This window comes from Filifactor villosus, from assembly GCF_042652965.1.
GTDB classification, from domain to species: Bacteria; Bacillota; Clostridia; order Peptostreptococcales; family Filifactoraceae; genus Filifactor; species Filifactor villosus.
In genome coordinates this window covers 40,293-64,547 of sequence record NZ_JBHSHL010000022.1, presented here as the reverse complement: position 1 = coordinate 64,547, position 24,255 = coordinate 40,293, and the positions used below count along the sequence as shown (strand labels likewise).

At 46.5% G+C, this 24,255-nt stretch carries 10 protein-coding genes and 1 riboswitch; of the genes, 3 read left to right on the top strand and 7 right to left on the bottom strand.

The window, feature by feature from the left end; translation table 11 throughout:
* Window positions 1-421: 421 nt before the first annotated feature.
* Window positions 422-9,682, bottom strand: coding sequence for an S-layer homology domain-containing protein (locus ACFO4R_RS06280; protein ID WP_379788202.1), 9,261 nt, complete (start codon window positions 9,680-9,682; stop codon window positions 422-424).
* Between the two features lie 318 nt (window positions 9,683-10,000).
* Window positions 10,001-10,177: riboswitch (cobalamin riboswitch) on the bottom strand.
* A 485-nt stretch (window positions 10,178-10,662) separates the two neighbouring features.
* Here ACFO4R_RS06280 and dxr point away from each other — a divergent pair.
* The 3 genes from dxr (at window position 10,663) to dxs (ending at window position 15,345) form a co-directional block, all read left to right on the top strand.
* Complete coding sequence (gene dxr / locus ACFO4R_RS06275; RefSeq protein ID WP_379788201.1) at window positions 10,663-11,820, top strand: 1-deoxy-D-xylulose-5-phosphate reductoisomerase; 1,158 nt, start codon at window positions 10,663-10,665, stop codon at window positions 11,818-11,820.
* Between the two features lie 548 nt (window positions 11,821-12,368).
* Window positions 12,369-13,187, top strand: coding sequence for an endo alpha-1,4 polygalactosaminidase (locus tag ACFO4R_RS06270; protein WP_379788200.1), 819 nt, complete (start codon window positions 12,369-12,371; stop codon window positions 13,185-13,187).
* 289 nt (window positions 13,188-13,476) lie between these two features.
* On the top strand, window positions 13,477-15,345 hold the full coding sequence (gene dxs / locus ACFO4R_RS06265; RefSeq protein WP_379788199.1) for a 1-deoxy-D-xylulose-5-phosphate synthase: 1,869 nt from the start codon (window positions 13,477-13,479) through the stop codon (window positions 15,343-15,345).
* A gap of 385 nt (window positions 15,346-15,730) precedes the next feature.
* Here dxs and ACFO4R_RS06260 read toward each other — a convergent pair whose 3' ends face one another.
* The 6 genes from ACFO4R_RS06260 to ACFO4R_RS06235 all read right to left on the bottom strand — a co-directional run bounded on the left by ACFO4R_RS06260 (window position 15,731) and on the right by ACFO4R_RS06235 (window position 24,224).
* The gene (locus tag ACFO4R_RS06260; protein ID WP_379788198.1) at window positions 15,731-16,777 is read right to left on the bottom strand and encodes an enoyl-CoA hydratase/isomerase family protein; all 1,047 of its coding nucleotides are present in this window, start codon (window positions 16,775-16,777) and stop codon (window positions 15,731-15,733) included.
* Between the two features lie 364 nt (window positions 16,778-17,141).
* On the bottom strand, window positions 17,142-17,900 hold the full coding sequence (locus ACFO4R_RS06255; protein WP_379788197.1) for a hypothetical protein: 759 nt from the start codon (window positions 17,898-17,900) through the stop codon (window positions 17,142-17,144).
* Complete coding sequence (locus ACFO4R_RS06250; protein ID WP_379788196.1) at window positions 17,884-18,843, bottom strand: winged helix DNA-binding protein; 960 nt, start codon at window positions 18,841-18,843, stop codon at window positions 17,884-17,886. The genes ACFO4R_RS06255 and ACFO4R_RS06250 overlap by 17 nt, the downstream gene beginning before the upstream one ends.
* 144 nt (window positions 18,844-18,987) lie before the next feature.
* On the bottom strand, window positions 18,988-20,043 hold the full coding sequence (mtnA, locus tag ACFO4R_RS06245) for an S-methyl-5-thioribose-1-phosphate isomerase (protein WP_379788195.1): 1,056 nt from the start codon (window positions 20,041-20,043) through the stop codon (window positions 18,988-18,990).
* A gap of 256 nt (window positions 20,044-20,299) precedes the next feature.
* Complete coding sequence (gene glpK / locus ACFO4R_RS06240) at window positions 20,300-21,799, bottom strand: glycerol kinase GlpK (protein WP_379788194.1); 1,500 nt, start codon at window positions 21,797-21,799, stop codon at window positions 20,300-20,302.
* A gap of 1,696 nt (window positions 21,800-23,495) precedes the next feature.
* Complete coding sequence (locus tag ACFO4R_RS06235) at window positions 23,496-24,224, bottom strand: hypothetical protein (RefSeq protein ID WP_379788193.1); 729 nt, start codon at window positions 24,222-24,224, stop codon at window positions 23,496-23,498.
* Between the last annotated feature and the right edge of the window lie 31 nt (window positions 24,225-24,255).

Genomic DNA, 24,255 nt, shown 5'->3' with positions numbered 1-24,255 from the left:
TACTCAAAATGTTTCCGGTAAATATATATTCTTATACTATTTTTCAATAGAAGTATGGATATATCTGTTTTTCGATCACGAAAAATTGTTTTATCTTCTATGGGTCACGAATTGTTTATGTCCACAACTCAAAAGAATAATAGTGTAGTGGCACGTTGAAATTCGTGGTAATTCAAACTTTGATGTTAATTCTTTTGGTTTATAACCGAGATAAGAAATAAAGATGAATATCAATATGTCAGTATAATAGTATAAAACCCAATTAAAATGTCCGGTGTATGGAAGGTATAGAGATAAATCGGAATTTATGGTAAATGAAAGTAAAAAACAGGGGACATCCATCCCCTGTTTTTGTTTTTCGTTTCTTTCAAGCTTCTTTGTGCCTATTGCCCCTCGGACGGGTCACAGGTTCAAAGAGTCCTTATTTATTTTTTAGCAATTGATATACCATCTGAGCCGCTTCCGCTCTGGTCGCAGGAGCCTTGGGTTTGAACATATTGTTCTCCTGACCCTTGACCACCTCGAGTTTCGCCATTACAGTTACCGCTTCAAACGCCCACGGTTGAATCTCGTCTTTATCCTTGAAGGTCAGCGGATACGCTTCTTCCGAGAACGGGATATCCAACTTATATCGAGCGTAGTTCAACAGCATAACGGTCATTTCTTCACGGCTGATGTTTCGCTCGGGCTTAAATTCTTCGCCATAGCCTTTGACGATGCCCTTTTCGTATGCCCACATCACCGCGTTGTAATACCAATCATCCTGTGACACATCCTTAAAGGTGGTCACTTTGGAGGAAGCTGCTTCTTCCTTGGCATGTTTTGCAAGCAGGGTAACAAATTCCGCCCTTGTCACCTTGTCGTTCGGGTAGAATCTGTTTGCTTCTTTTCCGTTGACGATCCCTTCCTTCGCCAATTCGTAGACCGCCTTATGGTACCATGCACCTTCCGGTACGTCTTCAAAGGTCGGAGCTTTTATTTCAACGACTTCGGCTTTTTTCTTTCCTACCGCGTAGAAGGAGAGGTGATCTGTCGTAAAGCTCATGACCTTTGCGATCGCATCGTAGGAAGATTTGACTTCGACAAGGCTTCCGTCTTCTTCTATTCGATAGACGGTCAAGTCATCCTTGCTTTCTCCCGTTTGAAGAGCGTAGGGGACCTTCGCTTCAATCTGTCCGCCTTTATAGTCCGAGATCTCCGCCTGCTTTGTCTTGAGCGTGATTTCAAACACGGGTCTTGATCCGATGAGTTCACGGATCTCCTTCATCGCCTCTTCATTTGCTTTGATCGCTCCCTGTTTCAACAATGCTTCGGAGCTGTTGAAGCTCTTGAGGTTGATATCGACGTTTGTTTTTGCACTCGCTTGAGCCTTACGCACGACTTCAAGAGCCTTTGCATCCAGAGTAAAATCGAGCACTCCGCTCTTGATTCCCAAGGAAAGTTTTTGTTGCTGTGCAAGGAGGTCAAGTACTTCCGCATCGAGTGACAACTGTACCTCTCGTGCAGGTTCGTCGGTTCTCATGTCGATGAAGACGGTCGGTTTTTCGCTGTTTTCGACTTCTTGGATACTCAGTTTCAAGAGTTTTTTGAAGGAATCGCTCAATTCCGCCTTCACGACTCCGTTCAATGTTTCAAGCTTGATCTTGGTATCTCCGGAAGAGCTTCCGCCACCGGAAGAACCTCCCGTATTCCACGGTTCGGAACCTTCTTCGCTACGGTAGTCGTTGGTGTAGTGCCAAACAATCTCGTCTTCCGCGGAGAGTACATACTCATCCAAGCCCAGAAGAGGATGTTTGCCGTTTACCATATACATCCAACCGCTGTATTTGCCGTTGGTAAGTTCACTCATCCACTCGTTGTCGATGGGAGATTTGATTGAGGTTACATAATTTCCGCTCGGGTTTTCAAACTCGATGTTCTTTGCCTTCAAGGATCGTTCAAAGACATATCTCACATTGCTTCCTTGCGGAATGTAATGGGTTTCTCTTGCAATCCAAGTTTGTTTCTGACTTCCTCCACGCTCCATTCCCACAAGGGTAAAGTAGACGCGGATCTCATTTGTATCTCCCGAACCTCCACCGCCGTTTCCGCCGGGTTGTTTTTTCTTCAACGTGTTGATGGCAGATATGAGGGCGTTGGTCTGTATGGTAACCGCTTCCTGTGATACATTCGGATTGTCTGCAACTTCCCGAGCTTTTTCCAGCTCCTGTTTCAGTTGGAGTACACTGTCTTCTTCATAAGTTGCCTCTTGAAGAAGTTTCTCCTCCGCACTTGCTATCACGCTGAGAAGTTCTTTCTTGTTCGCCTTCTCTCTGAGAGTTCTTCTTGCATTTTGGAGAGCGACTAGGGCGGTATTTACCTCGTCCTTTGTCGCAGTGTCGTTGGACAGCACGGAATTTGCGGTCTCCAACGCTCCTTGCAATTTCTCGAAGGATTCGGGAGTGAATTTATCCTGTTGCAGGTCCTCCGCTTGAATACTTTGTACCAGTTCAAGAAGCTCTCTTTTGTCGACTTCTCCCGTTCCGGGAGTAACACCTTCCTCCAAGACTTTGATCGTCGTAGTCAATGTATGTTCTACAGAAGGATTGGGTTGTACATTTCCGGGCAGATCGAAGGTAGAGCTTGCAGTGTATTGTGCAGGTATGTTTCCGTCATAGTTTTCGATCGTCCAGCTCAGTTCTACAAGATGAGCCCCGCCTTTATTGTCTCTTATCACGGTCGTTGAAGGGAGTTTTGCCTTCGCATCTTCTTCAGTCGTTCCCTTGGCAACTTCGATCGGAGTTACCGGATCGATGCTCTCGAGGACCCTGGGTGCTTCTTCCACTATCACTTTGACAACGACCGCCGGTTTGATACCTATCGCACCGACAGGAAGTTCATACTCCGCTCGGAAGATATAGTTTCCTGCTTTGTCTTTGTCATACTCGGGTCGAGCATTGTCCCAGGTCACTTGGACATCCGAGGTGTTTCCATCCGAAAGCTTCAGTTTGACGCTCGTCGGCAAACCGAGATCCTGTTTTTGTGTTCCTTCCTGAACAGTGATATCCGAAAGGTCTTCATAACCGATCACTCGGAGGCTGTCGTTATCTATCGAATACTTCGGTGTACCCCTGTAATCAAAGATCTGTCCTTTGTTATCTCTCATCGCAAGGATGCTGATGATACCTCTCAATGCCTGCTCGGTCGCCATCGGATTGTCTTTCAGCGGCTCCTTCTTCCACGAGAAGTGAGGTTCTCCCGGAATCTCATAGCCTTTCAACGCGTGCAGAAGAGTGTTTCCGTCCTTGACAAGTCTGGGATCGGTCAAGTAACTTGCATCACAGGACCAAAGTCCGTTTGCGACCATGACCAGACTGTTTACGTTATCGGTGATATCTCCGTTGGGAGCTTGCTTGGTCGAGATCGCATTTACGGCTTTTTCGACCGCCTCTTTGATCTCAGGTCTATCCTTGTAGTAAGGTGCCAGTGCACTGAGGGCGAAGCCGGTAGAGTCCTGCCATCCCCAATCCGTATCCCACAATCCCTCACTGTTTCTTTGAGAGAGAAGGTCTTGGAGCATTTCTTCCGTCAAACGTTCGGATACATCGTAATCATCTGAAGACAAGGCCCAGATCTTCGGTGCCGAACTCCATAGGTTTGAAGGGTTTGTTCCCTCCAAAGCATCTACCAGATCGACTCCGTAATAGTTCTCCGGATCGATACCGTTTGCTCTCAAGGCGAGAACTGCTTTTGCAAGAGTTCCCGCATCGTCGGTCTTTATGTTGTTGCTCTCATCCAAGATCGACGCTTTGATAAAGTCAAGGCTCGATTGTTTTAAGACCTTGCCGAGTTTGCCGAGTTCAGCCATCTTCCAGTAGTCCTTGTTCTCATCAAGGGCCTCATAGCTCTGTGCGATCGCATCCTGTTTCGCCTTCGCCCAAGTCAAGATATCCTGCAAAGGATCCGGTTGAGGAGAAGGAGTTTCTTCCCTGACGGTCACGCTGATTTTAACTTCGGGTTTTTCTCCGACAATTCCCTGAGGCAGATCGTAGTCCGCCGTAAAGACATAGGTTCCTGCCGTATTCGCATCGTAGGCGGGAGAAGACTCCGAAGTCCATCTCAGCTCGAGCATACGGGTAGAGCCGTCATTCAAGGTCGCCTGAGTCTGACCTGTCAAACCGAGAGCTTCTTTTGCCGTTCGTTTATCCACCGTTATCGGTGCAGGTTGTTGCACGGAAGTGATGGTTTTTTGGGTGCCTGCGTTCCCTACTACCTTGACAATAGCATAGGGACGCGAAATATAGTTTGTTCCTTCTTCCACCTTGCTCGCCGAGAGTCGGTATTCTCCTTCTTGAGCAAAGGTGTAACGGAAGATACCGTTGTCATCGGACAGGATTGGTTGTAAATCACTGTTTTGCAGTACCTCGATATTTTTGAGCAGGGTCGCTCCCTTGTAAGGTATGGGACTGCTGTTAGTTGCATTGTTCATATCGAAGGAGGCTTTCAAAAGTTTCAGAGAAACTTCTTCTCCTGCCTGCACGGTATATTCTTTTTGTTCAAAATATACATATCCGTGATTTTTTTCCCAGTCTTGGGCTACATAGACAACGATGTCATCGCCCTCTTTAATCTCAAAAGAACCCACTCCCAAATTCGCCATCTTGTCGTTGACGGCAAACATAAAGAAGGCTTTTTCCCCGTAAGCGGAAGACGGAGCGAGTCCGCCGATGACCTTCATCCAATTTCCGTCATCTCCGCAATCCAAGACAGACTTTTGAGCCGCGTCTTTGTTTTGGAGTTTTACGGCTTCTTTGATCGCAAGGAAGGGTACGGGTTTTTCGAAGGTAAGTCCTTTATAGTAGTCAACGCCTTCCTTTACCTTCAAGGATCTTATCTCTACCTCAACAGGTCCTATTGCGGTTTGATTGACATCTTCTACGCGGATCTTTACCCTGAGAGATGCTGCTTGTAGGGAATGACTGTCTTTGACCGCTTCATCGGTTTTGAGCTTCGCTGTCAATTCAACGGTACCGCTTCCTACTGCGGTCACTTCTCCCATGTTTTCGTCCACTTTCAGGATCTCAGGATCGTATTCAAAGACGATGTCGCTGTTGGGAAGAGTTACATCCAGGCCTCGGTAATTTACTTTGAAACCGGATTTTTCTCCGAGTTTGAGCTCGCTCTTATCCACGGTAAGTTTGAGTTCTTTGTCATAGACTGCTTCCTCATACTCGGCTTTAACCGTGACATCCTTGTCTATTCGGAAACTGTACTTATGATGCAATCCTTCTTTGACCGCTTGTACTTCCTCATTGTTCACCATCAGTTTCTTAAACAGTTTTCCGCTCGGAGCAGTGATGGTCAGCTCCACCAAGGTCATGGAAGGAAGTTCTCCCTGTTCCACATTGGAGCCGATTCCTTCTCCCTCAATACTCAAACGGTGTTTTTGGCCGTTGCTCTCGTATTGGAAGACGACCTCTTCCTCCTTGTTCATCAAGGTCTTGGTAATTGCGGAGGGCTTGTTGTAGCCCGGCACTTCGGGAGCCTCGAAGGTCCATTCGCTACCCTTGGTAAAGTAGTTGCCGAAGATAGCCTTTCTTGCGTCCTCTATCGTATAAGCCTTATAGTCAAAAGAATGTCTGTAGTTTGAGAGCAAACTCTTATCTCCATCTTCTATCGTGCTGGGCTTGATTTTTGATCCGAATACCTTTACAACCTTATCATTTCTTCCCACCGCCTTTATGGAAGGCATGGTCTCAATTTCCAATCCTGTGACCTTATCCACATATTTGAAGGTCACTTCGACCGGATTTACTACCGCCTTCGTATTGTCAAGGTCGGCTTTTCCGCTCTCATCGAATACTCTGGCGAAGGCAGCCTGTTGCTTGGCCTCATCTTCAAAGGTCCTGAAGAATATTCCGTTGCCGCCTTGTTTTCCTCTCGAGTCGAAGTTGAGTTTTTCCACTCCGCTCGGGATGGTAAATTCCTGCATACTCGTCAAAGCAAAGGCGGAGGCGCCGATCTCCTTCAAGGAGGCGGGAACATTGATCTTTTCCAACTTCGAACTGTGGAAGGCGCTTTCTCCTATCACTTCCACCGTATCCGGCAAAGTGATTTCTTTTATAGCGCTGCTGAAGAAGGTATCTTTTCCCAGTATCTTCAGTTGAGAATTTGGTGCAAAGGTCACCGTTTCAAGCTGTTTGGACAACCGGAAACCTCCGTGAATCTCCTTGAGAGTAGAAGGGATGGTGATCTGTGTAAACTCGCTTCCCTGGAAGGCCATTTCCCCTATGGTCTCCAATCCTTCGGGGAGCTCGAGGCTCTTTAGGGGACGATTAATTTTTTTCTTGTATGTTCCGTACAGGAAGGCTTCTTTCGCGATATGCTTTACGGGAACTCCGCCTATTTCGCTCGGGATAACGAGGTTTTCCGGTGCATCCTGCGTTTTGTAGCCCCTTATGGTGTTCGTTGCCTCATCGAAGTCAAAGGGATTTTCAACGAGTTTTTCCATCTCCAGAGCAACTCTGTGACTTTCAGAGTTCTCCGAGACGGTAAAGTCTTTCTCCAAGGGCTTGTAGCCGTCTTTGGTAGCCTTGACGGTATATTCTCCCGCCTTCAGTTTGTAGACTCCGTCGATCTTTTCGATCGCTTCATCCTTGTCTTTTTCCGTCACTGCAAGAACGGCATCCTTCGCTTCCTGAGGTGTGATCGTGAAGTTGACCTCGTACTTCATCTCTTGCGGAGGAGTCGGAGCTGTCGTATCCGAATAGTTGTAAATCAGAGGTTTTCCTTCTTTAAACAGTTTGTAATCAATCAGCACGGTCAAAGCTGCTCGGGTATGGAGGTTGCTCGGCTGAGCATCTTCTTTTTTCATTTTGAATCCGCCCATGACCTCATAGCTGAGAAGCCCGTCCAAAACGGATTTGCCGTTTTTAATAAATCTCTCATCGGTGTGAGGGTCTATTCCCAGATGGATCAGACCTTGGACAAAGAGAGCCAAGTCGTTGGAATGATAGGGAAGTTCCAGAGGGAGGTTGTTCCCGAACTCCTTGATCGTTCCGTCCTTGTCCATCGCTGCACTTGCCTTGGAGAGAAAGCCGTCTATCGCTGTTTTGACCTCGATATCTCCCTTTTTGTAGTAGGGAGCAAGAGCGATCATAGCGTTCCCTGCATCACTGATTCGATATTTTCCCATACCCGCATCCGTAAACTCCTTGATGGCAAGAACCTTTTGTCTTAGAGTTTCTCTATTTTCGGGGTGAGAAGGATTCGTGATATAGTCTCTTGCATTTAAGATGGTAAGCGAGTCAATATTCATATTCTTTCTGTTGGTTTGAGGTTTTTCCGTAATCGAGTCTATCAAATTATGTCCGTCGACACTCTGAATGTCCTGCCCGTTTGCCAACAGGTTGAATACATCGTTCTTATGCTTTGTAGGATTGAGCTTATACTGATTTTTCTTTATTTTTTCCAGCGATTTTGTAGCCTGTTCCGATACATCTCTGTCGTCATACTTTTTCATGATATGACTCGGAAGCTCTACGTCACTGATATAACGTCCTATAACTTCACTTACCTTCTCATCGATGCTCGGCTCAAAGCTGTATCGGAAGATGTTGCTTCCGTCCGTGTTCTTGAGTTTGTAACTTGCAACAGCAAAGAAGGTGACGGAGGAGGTCTTGTCGCTTTCTTTCAACAATTCCACCAAAGACTTGCCGTCTTTCGTCTTGTACTTCGCAGCAAAGATATCTTCTCCCAAAACGTTAAGAGCCGTTACAAGCCCCGCAACGACATCCGGTTTGCTCTTCAATTCTTGCGCGGTGCTCGTCTTCAAAAGACTTTCCACATTCGCGATATAGTTTTCTTTTATTTGAGGATCGTCGATGACGGAGGCTGCTCCACCGTAGATATGCGGCTTGTCATTCAAAAGGAGCTTTCCGTTTTCCGACTTGCTCTTATAATTTATGTTTATTTTGAGTTTAGTTGTAATATAATCCTGTTTTCCCGTGCTAAAGGAAGTTCCTCCGCAACTCATGGCCAAGAGGCCCAAAGTTCCGTTGAACGCACTGTTGAATATCGATTCCGCCCATTGTTCAAGACCGGAAGTGATCGTGTCCGCAAAGGCCTTGTCCTTGCCGGAAGCAACCGTCGCCATTACGGATTTGTATGCCGCATTCGGATTCTTCGGAGCAAGCTGTACCTTTGACTCCAGACCTGCTATCTGCTCAAACGTCAGTTCCTCTCCCATCCTCTTCAGGATATAGGCGGTTTCTTCAGAGAGGGAAGTATTCTTCTTCGCCTCGGTTAGAACTTCCTCATAGAGAGCATCCATCTCACGCTTGAGATTTTCCGTTTCGCCGGGCTTGGAGATCTCCGAAAACTTAAAGAGGCTCCGACCTGCAAAACTTGGATTACTGAAATACTGATGACTTCTCTCCATCGCCAAAGTAGCCACTTCCGTTGTCTCGGGATCGATCTCCTTCGAGAACAGATCCCGCTTAAACCCTTTTTTGCTTCCGATATAGAAGTCCGCAAGCGACTTGAAGGGAGACGGTCTCTTCCCTGCAGTCCAGTTCCCGTTTACACGGACAGACAGTTTTCCTATAGGATCCTTGGAATCGTCCGCCCTTGCCAGCAGTACCGTAGCCGTTGCCAGACCGTCTTCCTTGCTTTCGGGAAGTCCTCCCGCCCTATGCATCTTAAGAGCGAGATAGTCTTCCACCTTTTTCCCGTTGGCATCGACCAGTCCCTCATCGAGTTCTCCCAAAGAAAGAACCAGAGCGCTTCGGATGACTTTTTCGGTATCGGTTCCGTCTCCGAAACTTCCGTCGGAATTTTGAAGTGTACGCAGTTTGTCCTGTAGTTTCTTTGCCGTCCACTTCGAATCCCTCATATCGAATTTCGCCGCGTTTTCAATTGCGATCCCATAGGTCATATCTTCGATACTTCCGCTTGCCAAGATATCTCTGGAGCCGATCTCTTCAATCAAATTTCGTCCCCATGCGTTGTAAGGATCGTTCCCTGTTGCAAGCACCGCAAGTATGGTGTCCCAGTATTCCTCAACGGAGGAGGAACTGCCGAGGCTTTGTACCCGTCCTCGAACCGTTCGCACAAACTCTCGGGGAATATCCTGTCCCGTATTGAAGAGCATTGCGGCAATCCTGCCCGACATATGTTCCCTGTCGATGTTCTTACGCATCTCCTCGGCGATCTCCTTCGCCTTCTTACGCTCACTTTCATAGCCTGTGAAGTAGTTTTCTATCGTATAGACGAACTTGATCTTCGTCGGCTTATCGAGAACATACTGATTTATAGGTGTACTTTCAGGAAATACATATTTTCCGTTTTCCCAGGCATAATAGATCCATCCGCTGCCGTCCCCATATTCTTTTTCTCTCAAATCGTGCATGGCCGCGAGGTAACTGTCTCCCTGCATATCGTAAGCCACGTTGTTTTCGTCAAGGTATTTCCTTATCAGGTCGGAGACCGTCTGGCCTTTTTCCACTGTAATCGCTTTCTCATTGACAAAGTTCTGCCCCACCAGCTCTCCACGATGCGTATGACCGTCAATCGTCAAAAGTACACTTATCGGTTCAACAGCAGCTGCTTCGGCAAAGATCGTCAGAGGCATCGTGCTCACAACTACCATAAGTGAAAGATAGAGTGCAAGCAGTTTTGCCCAAAGTTTTCTCTGTTGTTTCATTTCTACATCCCCTTTCCGTTGATTTTATAAACCGGTTTTGACAAAGGTTGCCCGTATTCTCTTCTCTCTTCGTTTTTCAAAATACATACCCTCCTTCATTCCGCTCGAAATTCCATTCCGGACAAGGAATACCCTGTCAAAAACAAACACAAAAAAATACTGCGACCTGTTCAAGGGGGCAGTTTGTCCATCAATATGTTATGAAATTGAGAATTACTCACTTTTGCAACTTCGACCCGCATAGGACCGCAAAGGTCTTCGGGCACTCCCGTTATGTAGATACTCTCTCAAACCATTGATATATCCCCTTATCCCAAGAATAGATCAACTTGATCGGCAGTTCTTCCGGCTAAGATTCATCCTCCGAACACCTTCCCGCCCCGAGGCAGTGGTTTCCTGTTCTTCGTTCTCATTACGGCAGAGGTAACTGCGCGGGATTTGCACCCGACTTCTCTATTAAAGACATTTCTGTCTACCAACCAATTTTATGTTTTTTGTATTCAGTTTATGTACACACAATACCATAATTTGTCTCCCTTGTCAATCTTATACACAAGCTCAAAACTTGTATTTTTCTAGGTTTAAAGCATCGTACCCTTGTTTTGTCATCTTCTTTTTACAAAGCCTTCCTCCACCTTCTCCCTATACCGAACGACAACTACAAATTTCTTACAGACTTCACACTCCGGTTTGTGTAAATCGGTTGAAAAAATTTTCTTATTTGATAAAATAGCAGTAGCGAAATTTTCTCACAGAGACGGCAAGGGGCAAATCTTGTCGCCGACATTTTCGAATATGAACGGTTCGAATCGTGACAGAACGAATACAATAATACGGATACCGCACAAGTCGAAACATTTTTAAACCTTGTCTCCGGATGCCTTATGTCTTTTGTGAGAGGATGAAAAGAGCATTTTATAAGTCAAGGAAGTTTGTTTTTTTTTTGCGATATCCCCTTAGTGATATGTAGGAGGTCCAGTTTGAAAAAAATTGCTATTTTCGGAAGCACGGGTTCCATAGGTACACAGACAACGCAAGTCGTTGATTCCTTTTCCAACTGTTTGGATATCCGTATCCTTTCGGCTCACTCCAATACAGACTTGTTGCTTGAGCAAATACGCCGTTACCGTCCGTCCTATGTCTTTATCACGGACAAAAAGAGTTTCTCTCTTCTCTCGAAGGAAGAGTTTGAACATCCTATCCGCTTCTTTTTCGGTTGGAATGCTCTTTCCGATGTTCTGAAGGAGGCGGATATCGATGTTGCCATCGGTGCCATCAGCGGGTTTGCAGGCATCTTGCCCACTCTGATCTGTATTGAGCACGGATTGAGGATCGGCCTTGCAAACAAGGAGACCCTCGTCGCCGGCGGCGATCTCGTTGCCGAAGCCCTAAGAAGACATCCCGAGGCCAAAATCATTCCGGTGGACAGCGAACATTCTGCGATTTTTCAGTGTCTGGAAGAAGGACAGGAAGTCGATAAGATCATCCTGACGGCCTCAGGCGGTCCCTTTCACTCGTTCACAAGAGAACAACTGAAAAAGGTCGGTTTAAAAGATGCGTTGAAACACCCCAACTGGTCGATGGGGCAAAAGATAACGATCGATTCCGCAACCTTGATGAACAAAGGCTTGGAAGTGATCGAGGCACAGCGACTCTTCGGGGTCGACTACGACGATATCGAGGTGGTCATCCATCCTCAGAGCATCGTCCATTCGATGGTACAGTACAAGGACGGAAGTATCCTCGCACAACTCGGGCGCGCGGATATGAGGTTGCCGATCCAGTACTCCATCTTCTATCCCGATCGTCAACCCAACTTCTTCGAACGTTTTGACTGGTCGAAGGGGATAGAGATGAATTTCAAGAAACCCGACATCGAACTCTTTCCCGCCCTCTCCCTCGCTTACGACGTCGGAAGAAAGGGAAGGTCCGTCCCCTGCGTTATGAATGCCGCCAACGAGGTCGCCGTTCACTCCTTCCTGAAAGAAGAGATCTCCTTCCTCCAAATTGTCGAGATCGTCGAGGAAGTGACCGGACAATTTGTACCGACACGGATCACATCCTTGGATCAGCTGATCGCTCTCGATGAAGAAGTGAGGGCGTTTGCCTCCGCATACATCCGTACTCATTGCCGATAGCCAAGGTACGTTATTCCGACATTGCGTAAAAAAACTGCATACAGAAATATGGAGACGGACTGTGCGGATTCTTGTGGATCTCTATCTCGTAGGAGGTATTCTAAAGACAGAGAGACCTTTCATACCCTTCTCCAATCAGAAGAGACGAACCGTCCGCTCCATTTATTACAGAATGTAGTTCAAAACCTCCAAAGTACAGGATATCGACTGTTTCAAACAAATATACGGCAATACCGTATAATTCAAAACATACGTATAAAATCAACGTTATGGGACTGATGAAAATCTTGAACATTTTGATATGACAAGCTTCTATATTTTATAAAACCGAGTGTTTGACTTTGTGGGGTTTTTTCATACGAATTGGAATCCCTCTTAATTTATTCACTCAAATTGGCAATATCAGCGATCTACTCCACAGGAGATAAAACGAATCTTCATAGTCGCAATAGATATAACAAGAGTTCTATCAAATACCGGTATTAGCGGTTTTTCAACAAGTGTGACAAAAGACAGTCTCAACGCCGGCGGAAAGGAGGAGTATCGGTATGAAAATCCGAACAAAACAAGCTTTGCTCTGTCTTTTATGCAGCCTTCTCTGTCTATGTTCCTGTTCGGCAGAGAACCAAGGTCAGTATGGGGTATTTTTGGGGATTGACTCTCAAGAAATCTCAAAACTCAAGGGATACGACCTCGTCGTTATCGATGCCTTACATTTTTCGACGGAGGATATCGAGGCTCTTCACGAGAAAAAACAGAAGGTATATTCCTATCTCAACATCGGCTCAATCGAAGATTTCAGACCTTATTATCCGCAGTTTGAACATCTTACGCTTTCAGATTACGAAGACTGGCCTGAAGAAAGATGGATCGATGTTTCGGATAAAGAGTGGAGGACTTTCATCGTCGATGATTTGGCAAAACAGATCAGCGAAAAGGGAGTCGACGGTTTCTTTATCGACAATACCGATGTTTGGTATCAATATCCCAAGGATGAGGTCTATGAGGCTCTCAAGGATATTCTCTCAGGACTGAAGGAGAAGTACCGCCTCCCCATCGTTATCAACGGAGGCGACAACTTTGTCAGACGTGCCTTGGAAGGCGGTGACTACAAGGGTCTGATCGATGCCGTCAACCAGGAGACCGTCTTTACTTCGATCGACTTCGATGACCGAAGCTTCCACCCGCAGGATGAAGAACAGACCCTCTACCTTACGGACTACCTTGCCCTTTGCAAGTCGAAGGGTCTGGACGTATACTTACTGGAGTACGGAGCCGATTCCAAAACAACGCGGAAGATAGGAGAGTTCTGCAAGGAGAAGGGCTATGTTTTTTACATCTCTCCTTCTTTGGAGTTGGACCGCTAAAGGGTGGAACCCTCCTCCATTTAATAAATTACACAAATACCGTACAAAGAAGAACCCTCGTCTTTTTGACAAGTTTCGACAAATGCAGAAGGCTTTGAATTACATTTGTTCTAAAGATCCCGTCTTTTGTATGAAACCGATCTCGCCCCTTCTCTGCGGATTATGTGAGAACTCTCCTTAGTTCGGATATCGTCCGACTGTTTCAGCCCTACCGAAATAAGGTATATACAAGCTAAGTCGATAAGATATGACGCATTGACAAACCATCTTAAATTTAAAGGAGTCTACTATGTTTTTAGAAAAAATACAATCGCCTTCGGATATCAAGCAGCTTTCCACCCAAGAGTTGAAGGAGCTTGCCTATGAGATCAGAGAACGACTGATCAAAGTCACGGCGGCGACCGGAGGGCACCTTGCCCCCAACTTGGGAGTAGTCGAGCTCACGCTTGCAATGCACTATGTATTCGACTCCCCCAAGGACAAGTTCATCTGGGACGTCGGACACCAGGCCTATGTTCACAAACTCCTGACCGGAAGAAACGATCGCTTTGACAGTCTCAGGCAGTTCGGGGGCATCTCCGGGTTTCCCAAGAGAAAGGAAAGTGCACATGACCTCTTCGGCGTCGGACACGCAAGTACCTCGATCTCATCGGCTACCGGCTTTGCGATCGCAAGGGATCTCAAAAAGGAGGAAGGCGAGGTCGTAGCGGTAATCGGGGACGGTGCATTGACCGGAGGTATGGTCTACGAAGCGTTAAATCACGCGGGACACCTCGGTTTGAATATGACCGTCATCCTGAACGACAACGACATGAGTATAGACAACAGCGTAGGCAGTATGTCGAAGTACTTGACGAAGGTCCGCACGGAGCCCGGTTATACCAAGGCAAAGCAGGAGCTGGAAGGTCTGCTCAAGAAGATTCCTTCCGTCGGAAACAAGGTCTTCGATGTCGCCGAGCGTTTCAAGGACAGTTTCCGAAACGCTCTTGTTCCGGGAGCCTTCTTTGAAGAACTCGGTTTTAAATACTTCGGACCCATCAACGGTCACAAACTGCCCGAGCTGATCTCCGTACTGGAAAACAGCAAGACCTTCGACCGTCCCGTTCTGATCCATGTGATCACGACAAAGGGCAAGGGGTATCTGCCCGCCGAAAACCGTCCCGACAAATTTCACGGTACGGGAGCCTTCGACATCAAGACGGGAGAACAGCTTGCGAAGAAAAAGGCCGTGTCGTACACGGATGTTTTTGCAAAGACTCTGATCGCACTGGGCGAAAAAGATAGAACCGTTGTCGGCATCACGGCGGCTATGGGCTCCGGAACGGGGATCGACAAGTTTGCCTCCGTCTTTCCGGACCGTGCCTTCGATGTGGGTATCGCTGAGGAACACGCCGTCACCATGGCATCTTCTCTTGCACTGGAAGGGATGAAGCCCTTTGTAGCCATCTATTCCACCTTCCTTCAGAGAAGTTTCGACCAGTTGATCCACGACGTCGCCCTCCAGTCCTCGCCCGTTGTCTTCGCCTTGGACAGAGGAGGTTTAGTAGGAGAAGACGGTCCGACCCACCACGGTGTCTTTGACTACTCCTACCTTCGAATGATACCGAATATGACAGTCATGGCACCGAAGGATGAGAACGAACTCCAACATATGCTCTATTCCGCAACGACCTACGGCTGTCCAGTCGCAGTGAGATATCCGAGAGGAGCGGGCAAGGGAGCCTTTATGGAATCGACCTTCCAAAAACTCGAACGCGGAAAGGCCGAAGTCCTCAGTTACGGAGAGGATATCCTTCTGATTGCCGTGGGTTCGATGGTCTATCCCGCTGTGAACATCGCAAAGAAGCTGGAAGAGGAAGGCCGGTCCGTCTGCGTAATCAATGCGAGGTTTGTAAAGCCCTTGGACAAAGACCTCCTTCTCGAAAAAATACGCGACTGCAAATATATCGTTACCCTTGAAGAAAACGTGCTCGCAGGCGGTTTCGGAAGTGCCGTCCTCGAGATGATGACGGAGAACGCTCTGTTTGACAAAAAAGTCCGATGCATCGGGATCCCCGACGAATTTGTTACCCAGGGAAGTGTCGATATTTTGAAAGAGCAGCTTGACCTTGACGAGGAAGGCATCCTTGAACAGATCAAACAGGACTTAGGCTGCTAAGAAGAAGTATGGTCAATAGAAGGATGATATTGTAACACTGCAACCCTATCGAAACCTTGTGTCTGTAACAGGAGCAGCGAATATTATATGTAATGCCGGGTATACAGAACATATCATTACCGAAAAACAGCTTGGAGGATGAGGCCCTCCAAATTTTCAACCTGTCAATTTCAGCGGATAACAGTATAAAAAGACCGCAGTATAAGCGGGTAAATATATGACCTTCAAACAGCTTTAACATTCCCGCGTTAAGGGCAAAATATATAGGGAAACGGATAAGTATATGACTTTCAAACTTTTTACCCATAGCAAGAGCACGCTTGAATCAGCGTGCTCTCGGTTTTTAATCCGCCCCTCCTGTCGATCGGAAGACGGACCTGTTCGTCTACTCTTCAAAATAACTCTCTACCACGGATTTTTTTAGCAAAGACAGATCCTTCGGCGTCCATTCGACCCGATCGGTCTTGTCGATCAACTTGTTTTTTACGCCCTCAAAAAAGTCCTTATTCCTTAAAAAGCTCTTGACCATCACAAGATCCTGTTCAAAACATTCCTTCAAATACATATGCTTCGCCCGGTTCAACTGTTCCAGAGTGACCGCCATCGAAGTGGGCGAATTTTTCCCGATCGACTCCAAGGCCTTTTGGGCAAAGGGCTTATCCGTATCCGCCTGAAGGGAGGCGATGATCTCGTTCAGATCCTCCTTATCGAAGTAGGTCCTGATGTCGTCCCTGTTTTCTTCGAGATACCCCTTCTCCGCCTCCCGGCTGTAGTCTCTGATGATGTCATCAACCGTCGCCGTAACTTCATTTCTGTTGAGTTTCTCCCATGAAAAGTCCAAGATCTCTTCTTTAAGCGCCGGATAATCCGACGAATCCACCTTGTAGTCGGCAACTCCCAAAAAGACACAGTCATCGGCACCGACCGTCTTGGAAGTCAGGGAAAGATACATCCCGAACCCGTCCTCCATCTTGGAGGTGTAGTAACTGACCCCCACATCGGGAAACAAACCGATCTTCATCTCGGGCATCGCCCAACGGGTATTCTCGGTGACGATACGAAAGTCCGTTCCGATCGAGATGCCGACTCCTCCTCCCATCGTGATCCCGTCCATATAACTGATGACGGGCTTGGAGTAGTCCGAGAGATAATAGTCCATCTCGTACTCCGCACGAAAGGCGTCTACCGCCTCCTCGACCTTCCCGTTCAGGCACATATCGTAGACCGCCATCACATCTCCTCCCGCCGAGAAGGCGCGATCTCCGCTTCCTTCCAAGAAGATCAGCTTGACTTGCCTGTCCTCTTCGCACCTTCTCAACAGGGAGAGGATCTCATCGATCATCTCACGATTCAGGGCATTGAGTTTTTTCGGCCTATTTAAGGTGATAAGGGCGACAGAGCCTTTCTTTTCAAACAACACATGATTTTCCAACGTTTTCTCCTCCTCTTCTCCCTCTTGGATCACAAGTCCTAAAACAAGTTCAGTCCCTACTCAGCTTCCCTCTACCGATATATTACGATATGGTTAACACTTTCTAAATCTCGGAATATGCAGCTGTTTTAAGCTTACACAAAGTTTGTTTTTCCTAAGCCCGGATACCAAAATTGAAATCTCGTCTACAAGAATACAAGGGATTCCTTATTTTAATTTCTCCAATGAGTGAAAAAACAAATCCCCGCATAAAACTCGGTGCATACTCCTTTTATTTCATCATAAAACAAACACGACTTTATATTCGGAGAAGGGATATCCTATGTATGTATAACTATTACAAACACAGGCTGACCTTGCAATCTTATCCATATATAAACTTCAATTGATCAAGGATGGTTTCTACACTCTTACCTTCAACCCCGATCTGCTTTAAATCCACATTCTCCTTTGCCATCCGCTCTGCAAATTCTCTCATATCGCCTTTTATACTATTCGGCAAATGAGAAAGCGGCTCTTGATTTCGATCCAGTAGTTCTGTTAAGCGAAAAACATCATTTTTATGTTTGCGTATGCTCTTACTGTCCACATGAGCTCCATCGGCCTTTCTATCCGAAAGATCAAGCCACGCCTTTGCCTTAAAAGGGATCAAATATGGAGCATCCAGAACTGTAATTCCTGCCACTCGTATCCTTCCTTGCCTTAAGAAGGAATAGTAATCATCATCAAGTAAAATGGCTGACAAGCCGGACACATCTTCATCTATCGGAAGAGGGCAAAGTACAGCGTCTTCCGACAAAACTATCCTATCCGGTTTTCTCGCAAACAATTCTATCATAGTTGGATATTCCCGTGATCGGGGATTTGTAAAACGATAGAACTGCAATCCTCCTGTGCTTTTGTTTCTATGTTCATATCCGGCAAAAGTCACATACTCCCAAAACCTTCTTCCAAAAGCAACATCTACAGCCTCTATGATCAGTACAAGATCAATATCCTTTGTAGCTCGAAAATCCAGCCCTTCATCCGTCATCAACAGATCACAAGCTGTACCGCCGATGATCACGTACTGCTCCTCATATCCGCGAAACCACTCTCTGAAACTTTCAATTCCCCTTACCATCGATATCACTCCATACCTGTTTAAGCATTTCTTCTACAGCTTCTTCCACCCTTTCATCTCTGTCTTCACGAAGAGCGAGAGCAAGGGAAAGTCTGTCTACACATTCTCCGCAGGACAGCTTCTTGGGGTCATAACTCCAAAGCTCTACCGCACACTGATCATCGGAATGTTGCAATCTGCCCGACGAGGTTTTATCCCACAAAGAGATACTTGCCGTAGCACGACAAGCCACTACAGGATGATTAAGCATGGAATATTCGGATAAAGCGGAATATCCGCTTATAAGCAGGTCCTCTTTGATTTCCGCCTTGGATACATAGACCGTTCGTTTTACAGGATTTAGCAAGTAATTCTGCGCCGCAAAAAAAAGTTCCTTCGGCGTTTTATCTGAAAAAATAACTTTTTGTACTCCTCGTTTTTCCGTTTGTAGCAATCCCATCTCTTCAAGCTGTCTTGAAGCTCTGGAGATCGATGTGGGTGTAAACGAAAGCACCTGAGATACATTTGCGGTCGTCAGTTTTCTGCAACCTTGATAGATGTAATGGAGAAGAAGTATCTGTGCTGAAGGAAGCATCTTTGCAGTTGCCGGTTTTCCTCCATCACATCTCTCCTGCAGATAAAGAGCCATAAAAGGAAGATAGATCTGCCTGCCTTCCACAATAAACGGTATGCGGTCCCGCAACAGATAATCTTTCTGCCGGTAGGTCAGATGTTCCGGCACAAGGATCACAGGCACACTCACTGCCCGTTTTATCCTTTCAAGATGTTTTTTTACGGAATTTACAGGATCCAGCTCCGTTTTCGGATAAACAAAAACAGCCTTTTTCCCGTCAATCGTGATCTCTTGTACCCGATATCGGGCATGGATATAATTAGGCAAGGAGATCATCTCATTGTTTTGATATACAGTTCGGATCCCAAGCACACGATTCAGATATTCCATCTACTCCACCTTCCTTATTGACTTTAAATTGAATTATAACTTAATTTGTGTTTTTAATCAACATTAAAGTTATAAACAGGGTGTAAAGTGCAAACGTTCCGATATCTCCCCATATCCCAAACACAGACCGTTTGTCAATAACACTTATCCTCTTAAACTCCGCGAGTAAGGAGGATAGAGCACCCCTTCTTCCGTTATGATCGCCGTGATCAGCTCATGGGGCGTTACGTCAAAGGCAGGGTTATAGACCTGAACTCCCTCCGCGACCATCGGTCTCTCATACCACATCGACGTCACTTCCTCGTCCGGACGTTCCTCGATGGGGATGGCCTCTCCGGACTCGGTATTCAGGTCGACCGTTGAGCTCGGCGCACAGATGTAGAAGGGGATGCCGAAATGTCTTGCCATGATTGCAAGCCCGTAGGTGCCGATCTTGTTGGCGGAATCCCCGTTCGCCGCAATCCGGTCCGCCCCGACAAAGACCGCCTGCACCTTGCCCCGGCTCATGACCGTCGCCGCCATATTGTCGCAGATCAAGGTCACGTCCATCCCCGCCTCATGAAGTTCAAACGAAGTAAGTCTTGCTCCCTGGAGCAGGGGACGGGTCTCATCCGAATAGATCTTGAAATCGTAGCCTTTCTCGTGTCCGAGGTACATCACCGAAGTCGCCGTCCCGTACTTTGCCGTTGCAAGCTGACCCGCATTGCAGTGGGTCAAAAGACCGTCGCCTTTTTTGACCAGGGTGAGGGCATGCTCTCCTATTTTTCTGCACATTTCGATATCTTCAAGCCTGATCCGAAACGCCTCTTCCAAAAGCTCCTTCCTTATTTGCTCGAGCTCTTCGCCCTTGAGTTCGAGTGCCCTCTCCCACATTCTCTTAAGAGCCCAAAACAGGTTGACCGCAGTCGGTCTGCTCGAGGCGAGGTAGCCTTTCACTCCTTCGAGTTCACGGTAAAAGACCTCCTTGTCCTCGGTATCAATCCCTTCCGCTCCCAGATAAAGACCGAAGGCAGCCGCGATCCCGATGGCGGGCGCTCCCCTGACCCTCAGTTTTTTGATCGCCTCCCATACCTCGCACACCCTTACCAAACGAAGGATCTTCTTTTCGTTTGGAAGCAGGGTCTGGTCGAGGATCAAAAGCGCCTTGTCCTCTCTTGAAAAATCGATCGTTTCATACTCCGATATCTTCTTTGTCCGCATAAGTCTTCTCCTTCCGTCTTATTTATCCGGTAAATATATATTCTGTTTACATAACCTGTTAAACGCAGAATAGTATCTGATCCGAAAAAGTCAAGATTATCTCTATCGACTGTTCATACTATTCTTCTTTTGAGTTATGGATATCAGCAATCTGTGACCCATAGAAGATAAACCGATGTTTCGTGGGTTGAAAAACAGATATATCCATACTTTTATTGGAGAATAGTATCAAACGAAGGCAGTTTCGGTGAAGGGTCTATTCTTCATCTTCCCACTTCATCGAACGTTGGACCGCCTTCTTCCAAAGTCGGTACTTCTTCTCCCTCAGTTCTTCTTCCATCTTCGGAAAAAAACACTGTGAGGACGACTGCTTGTCCGCCAATTCCCCCTCATCTTTCCAAAAGCCGACACAGAGCCCCGCCATATAGGCGGCTCCCAAGGCCGTCGTCTCCGATACCTGCGCCCTCTTTACCTTGACATCTAAGATATCGGATTGAAACTGCATCAAAAAGTTGTTGGTCGACGCTCCCCCGTCCACCCTCAACTCCTTGAGAGGAATCTTCGAGTCGAGCACCATAGCCTCCAAAACATCCCGCGATTGGTAGGCCAGAGCCTCCAAGGTCGCTCTTACGAGGTGTTCCCTCTTGGTTCCCCTCGTCAGACCGAAGATGGCACCGCGGGCATACATATCCCAGTAGGGCGCACCGAGGCCCGTAAATGAAGGAACGACATAAACTCCGTCGGTGTCCTCCACCAAGTTTGCATAGTACTCCGACTGCGGAGCGTCATAGACGAGGCGAAGCTCGTCCCTGAGCCACTGGACCGCCGCTCCCGCAATAAAGATACTGCCTTCCAAAGCATAGCGGACCTTGTTGTCCATCGACCATGCGATCGTAGTCAAAAGACCGTAGTTCGACTCGATCCGATGTTCTCCCGTGTTCATCAGCATAAAACAGCCCGTACCGTAGGTGTTCTTCGCCATCCCTTCTTCAAAACAGCATTGACCGAAGAGGGCGGCCTGCTGATCTCCCAGCACTCCCGCGATTGGGATCTCATGACCTCCGAAGAGGGGAGCGGAGGTAGATCCGAAGACGGACTTCGACTCTCTGACCTCCGGAAGGATGCTGAGGGGGATGTCGAACTCTTTGAGCAGTTCCTCATCCCATTGTTTGGTCGCGATATTGAAGAGCATGGTTCTCGACGCATTGCTCATATCGGTCACATGGGACTTGCCGCCCGTAAGGTTCCATATCAGCCAGGTATCCACCGTTCCGAAGAGGACCTCTCCTCGTTCGGCCTTTTCGCGGGCACCCTCGACATGGTCCAGGATCCACCTGATCTTGGAGGCGGAAAAATACGCATCGATCACCAGCCCCGTCTTTGCCTTGACGACTTCTTCAAGTCCCCTGTCCTTGAGTTCATCACAGTATTTTGCCGTTCGTCTGCACTGCCATACAATCGCATTGTAGAGCGGTTTTCCGGTCTGCTTGTCCCAGAGGACGGTCGTCTCCCTCTGATTGGTGATCCCGATGGCTGCGATCTCATCGGCGGTCACGGAGGAAACATCGAGCACCTCGCGGGCGACTCCGCTCTGCGAACCCCAGATCTCCATGGGGTTCTGCTCTACCCATCCCGCCTTGGGAAATATCTGCGTAAACTCCTTCTGCGCCGTGCCGACGATCCTCGCCTCCCTATCGAATAAGATCGCTCTGGAACTCGTTGTTCCCTGATCCAAAGCCAATATGTAACGCTTCATCCTTATCCTCTCCCTTCGTGTTTCTGACATATCTCTTATTATACTACGTTAAGCCCCGGATTTCCATTTTCAAATCGCTAAAAGACGGACAGAATATCGGCGGAAGGCGGATGTAATACCATTCTTCGATCAAAGTATGGTTCTATCTATTCTGCGACTACAAAAACTCATTTTATCTCCTGTGTAGTGCAAATCGCTGATATCAACACTTCAAACGAATCGCAGTATATTCAATAGATAACGGTAGAACCGCACTACTATGATGAACAACACAACCAACTTGCTGTCCATTTCCATAGATATCAGCAGAACCGCACCCCTGTCAAAAAACAGTGTTACAGACAAAAAAACACCCGATATCCAATGACTTGCATTGGATGGCGGGTGTTGTACGTTCTCCTTCGGAGTATATGGGATTGTGCCCTTTCGGGCTTAACAGGTTATATAACGTTATGGTTTGCTTGCTGAAGAAAGAGGATATGAAACAGTTTCCGTACCCTTTCGGGCTTAACAGGTTATATAACCAGAGTACTTCTAAAAAATGCATTCGAAAAAGAAAAGTTTTCGTGCCCTTTCGGGCTTAACAGGTTATATAACAAAAAAACATTAAAAGGTTCGTTTGTTTTTGGAGTAAGTTTTCGTGCCCTTTCGGGCTTAACAGGTTATATAACAAAAAAACATTAAAAGGTTCGTTTGTTTTTGGAGTAAGTTTTCGTGCCCTTTCGGGCTTAACAGGTTATATAACAAAGGAGTTCGCTATGACGAACATAATCAATCTCACGTTTTCGTGCCCTTTCGGGCTTAACAGGTTATATAACAAAGGAGTTCGCTATGACGAACATAATCAATCTCACGTTTTCGTGCCCTTTCGGGCTTAACAGGTTATATAACAAAATAATGGAAATTAAAAAAATAAGAAAAAATTAGTTTTCGTGCCCTTTCGGGCTTAACAGGTTATATAACCCTTGCGTTTTGAACCTGTTGCAATTACTTGCATGTAGAGGCCGTTTTTGTAAACCTCCCCCAAAAAAGCGATTTTTTGGATGAGGCGAAACCTAAGCCTCCAAAAAAAACAAGGATTTTTTGCCCTCTATCGATTGCAAATAGAGGTTTTGCGGACTTCATCATTTTTTTGAAAACCTACCCCCTTTTTTGACCCTAAACTAGGTTTTCAAGGAGGTTTTTTATCGATATTCCGTTAATCCCTAATATATAGATTATATCATAATGCGACCCGAACTTCAAGTTTTTTGAAACCGTTGATATTTTTGTTTCCCTCGGTTGCAAAGGCATATATTATACTATTTTTCAATAGAAGTATGGATATATCTATTTTTTAAACCACGAAAAATTGTTTTATCTTCTATGGGTCACAGATTATGTATATCCATAATTGAAAGAAATAGTAGTATTGTGCTCGGAGAAGCAATCCGAAACCATACAAAAACCGGGCCTTATCCAAGACCCGGTCCGTTTTATACTATCGTCTATTTAAACTGACAGGTAGGATACTTGTACTTGGAAGTACATCCTGACCCGCGTTGTTTTTCGATAAGGATATATCCCCTCTGCCTGACAGTTTAAACAAAAAATAGCATTGCTTTTCCAAAACTGCGAGATCTCCCGTATCGGGTAGTCCCCGAGGATGATCCGCCCTGCTTGACCTTCTACGATATCCTTTCTTCCGGCAGTTGCCTTATTTGTTTTCTACATCGATATCAAGGCTGTTCCACTCGGAAAACATCGTATGGTTGCCCAGTTCGAACTTGCCTTTATCTCCGTCATACTTGATCAAAAACTTCAACTCTTTGAAAAAGAAGGTATCCTTTTCAAACACCGCTTCGAACTCTTTTTCCACTTCGCTTTCCTCGACACCGCTAAGCCTTAGGTTATAGCTTTGTGCAAATAGAGGAATCAGCTCCATATCCTTGTTGCTCAATTTGAGGTGATAGCCGTCGGACTCTTCGGTAACTTCGAGATCTCCTTTGATGGAATAAAGAATATCCAAGAGTGTAAAATACTCGGGTGCGATCTCGTAACTCGGTCCGGTCGCTTCCTCCCGTTTGACTTCTCCATTCTGACTGATCTCCTGAATAAAGGTGTGATCGGGATCTCCCACGAAGGTAAACTTGATCTGTGCATCTTCCTCGCTGTTTTCAGTCTTATAGCTTATGCTTCCTTTTCCCTTCTTGATCTCCTTGGTGCCGAGATCGTACATAAGGTCCGCTTCCATAAGCTGGTTTGTCGTGCCTCCCTGCGTATCCACCTGTGTGATCTCATTTTTCAACCTGACCGTCTCTACCTTATTTGCCGCTCCCTTCGCCTTTTCAAGCACCTCATCCGCCGTTGCGGACTTGCTTGAACATCCCGCAACTACAAGTAATACAAGCGTAAGAGCCGTTGCCAAAAATCTTTTTTTGTTCATTTTGTACCTCTTTCTCAAATTGTAATTATCG

Excerpts from the sequence above, each read along its gene's own strand:
- ACFO4R_RS06280 (WP_379788202.1), bottom strand. The coding sequence starts at position 9,682 with ATGAAACAACAGAGAAAACTTTGGGCAAAACTGCTTGCACTCTATCTT.
- ACFO4R_RS06270 (WP_379788200.1), top strand. The coding sequence starts at position 12,369 with ATGAAAATCCGAACAAAACAAGCTTTGCTCTGTCTTTTATGCAGCCTT.
- dxs (WP_379788199.1), top strand. The coding sequence starts at position 13,477 with ATGTTTTTAGAAAAAATACAATCGCCTTCGGATATCAAGCAGCTTTCC.
- ACFO4R_RS06255 (WP_379788197.1), bottom strand. The coding sequence starts at position 17,900 with ATGGTAAGGGGAATTGAAAGTTTCAGAGAGTGGTTTCGCGGATATGAG.
- ACFO4R_RS06250 (WP_379788196.1), bottom strand. The coding sequence starts at position 18,843 with ATGGAATATCTGAATCGTGTGCTTGGGATCCGAACTGTATATCAAAAC.
- mtnA (WP_379788195.1), bottom strand. The coding sequence starts at position 20,043 with ATGCGGACAAAGAAGATATCGGAGTATGAAACGATCGATTTTTCAAGA.
- glpK (WP_379788194.1), bottom strand. The coding sequence starts at position 21,799 with ATGAAGCGTTACATATTGGCTTTGGATCAGGGAACAACGAGTTCCAGA.
- ACFO4R_RS06235 (WP_379788193.1), bottom strand. The coding sequence starts at position 24,224 with ATGAACAAAAAAAGATTTTTGGCAACGGCTCTTACGCTTGTATTACTT.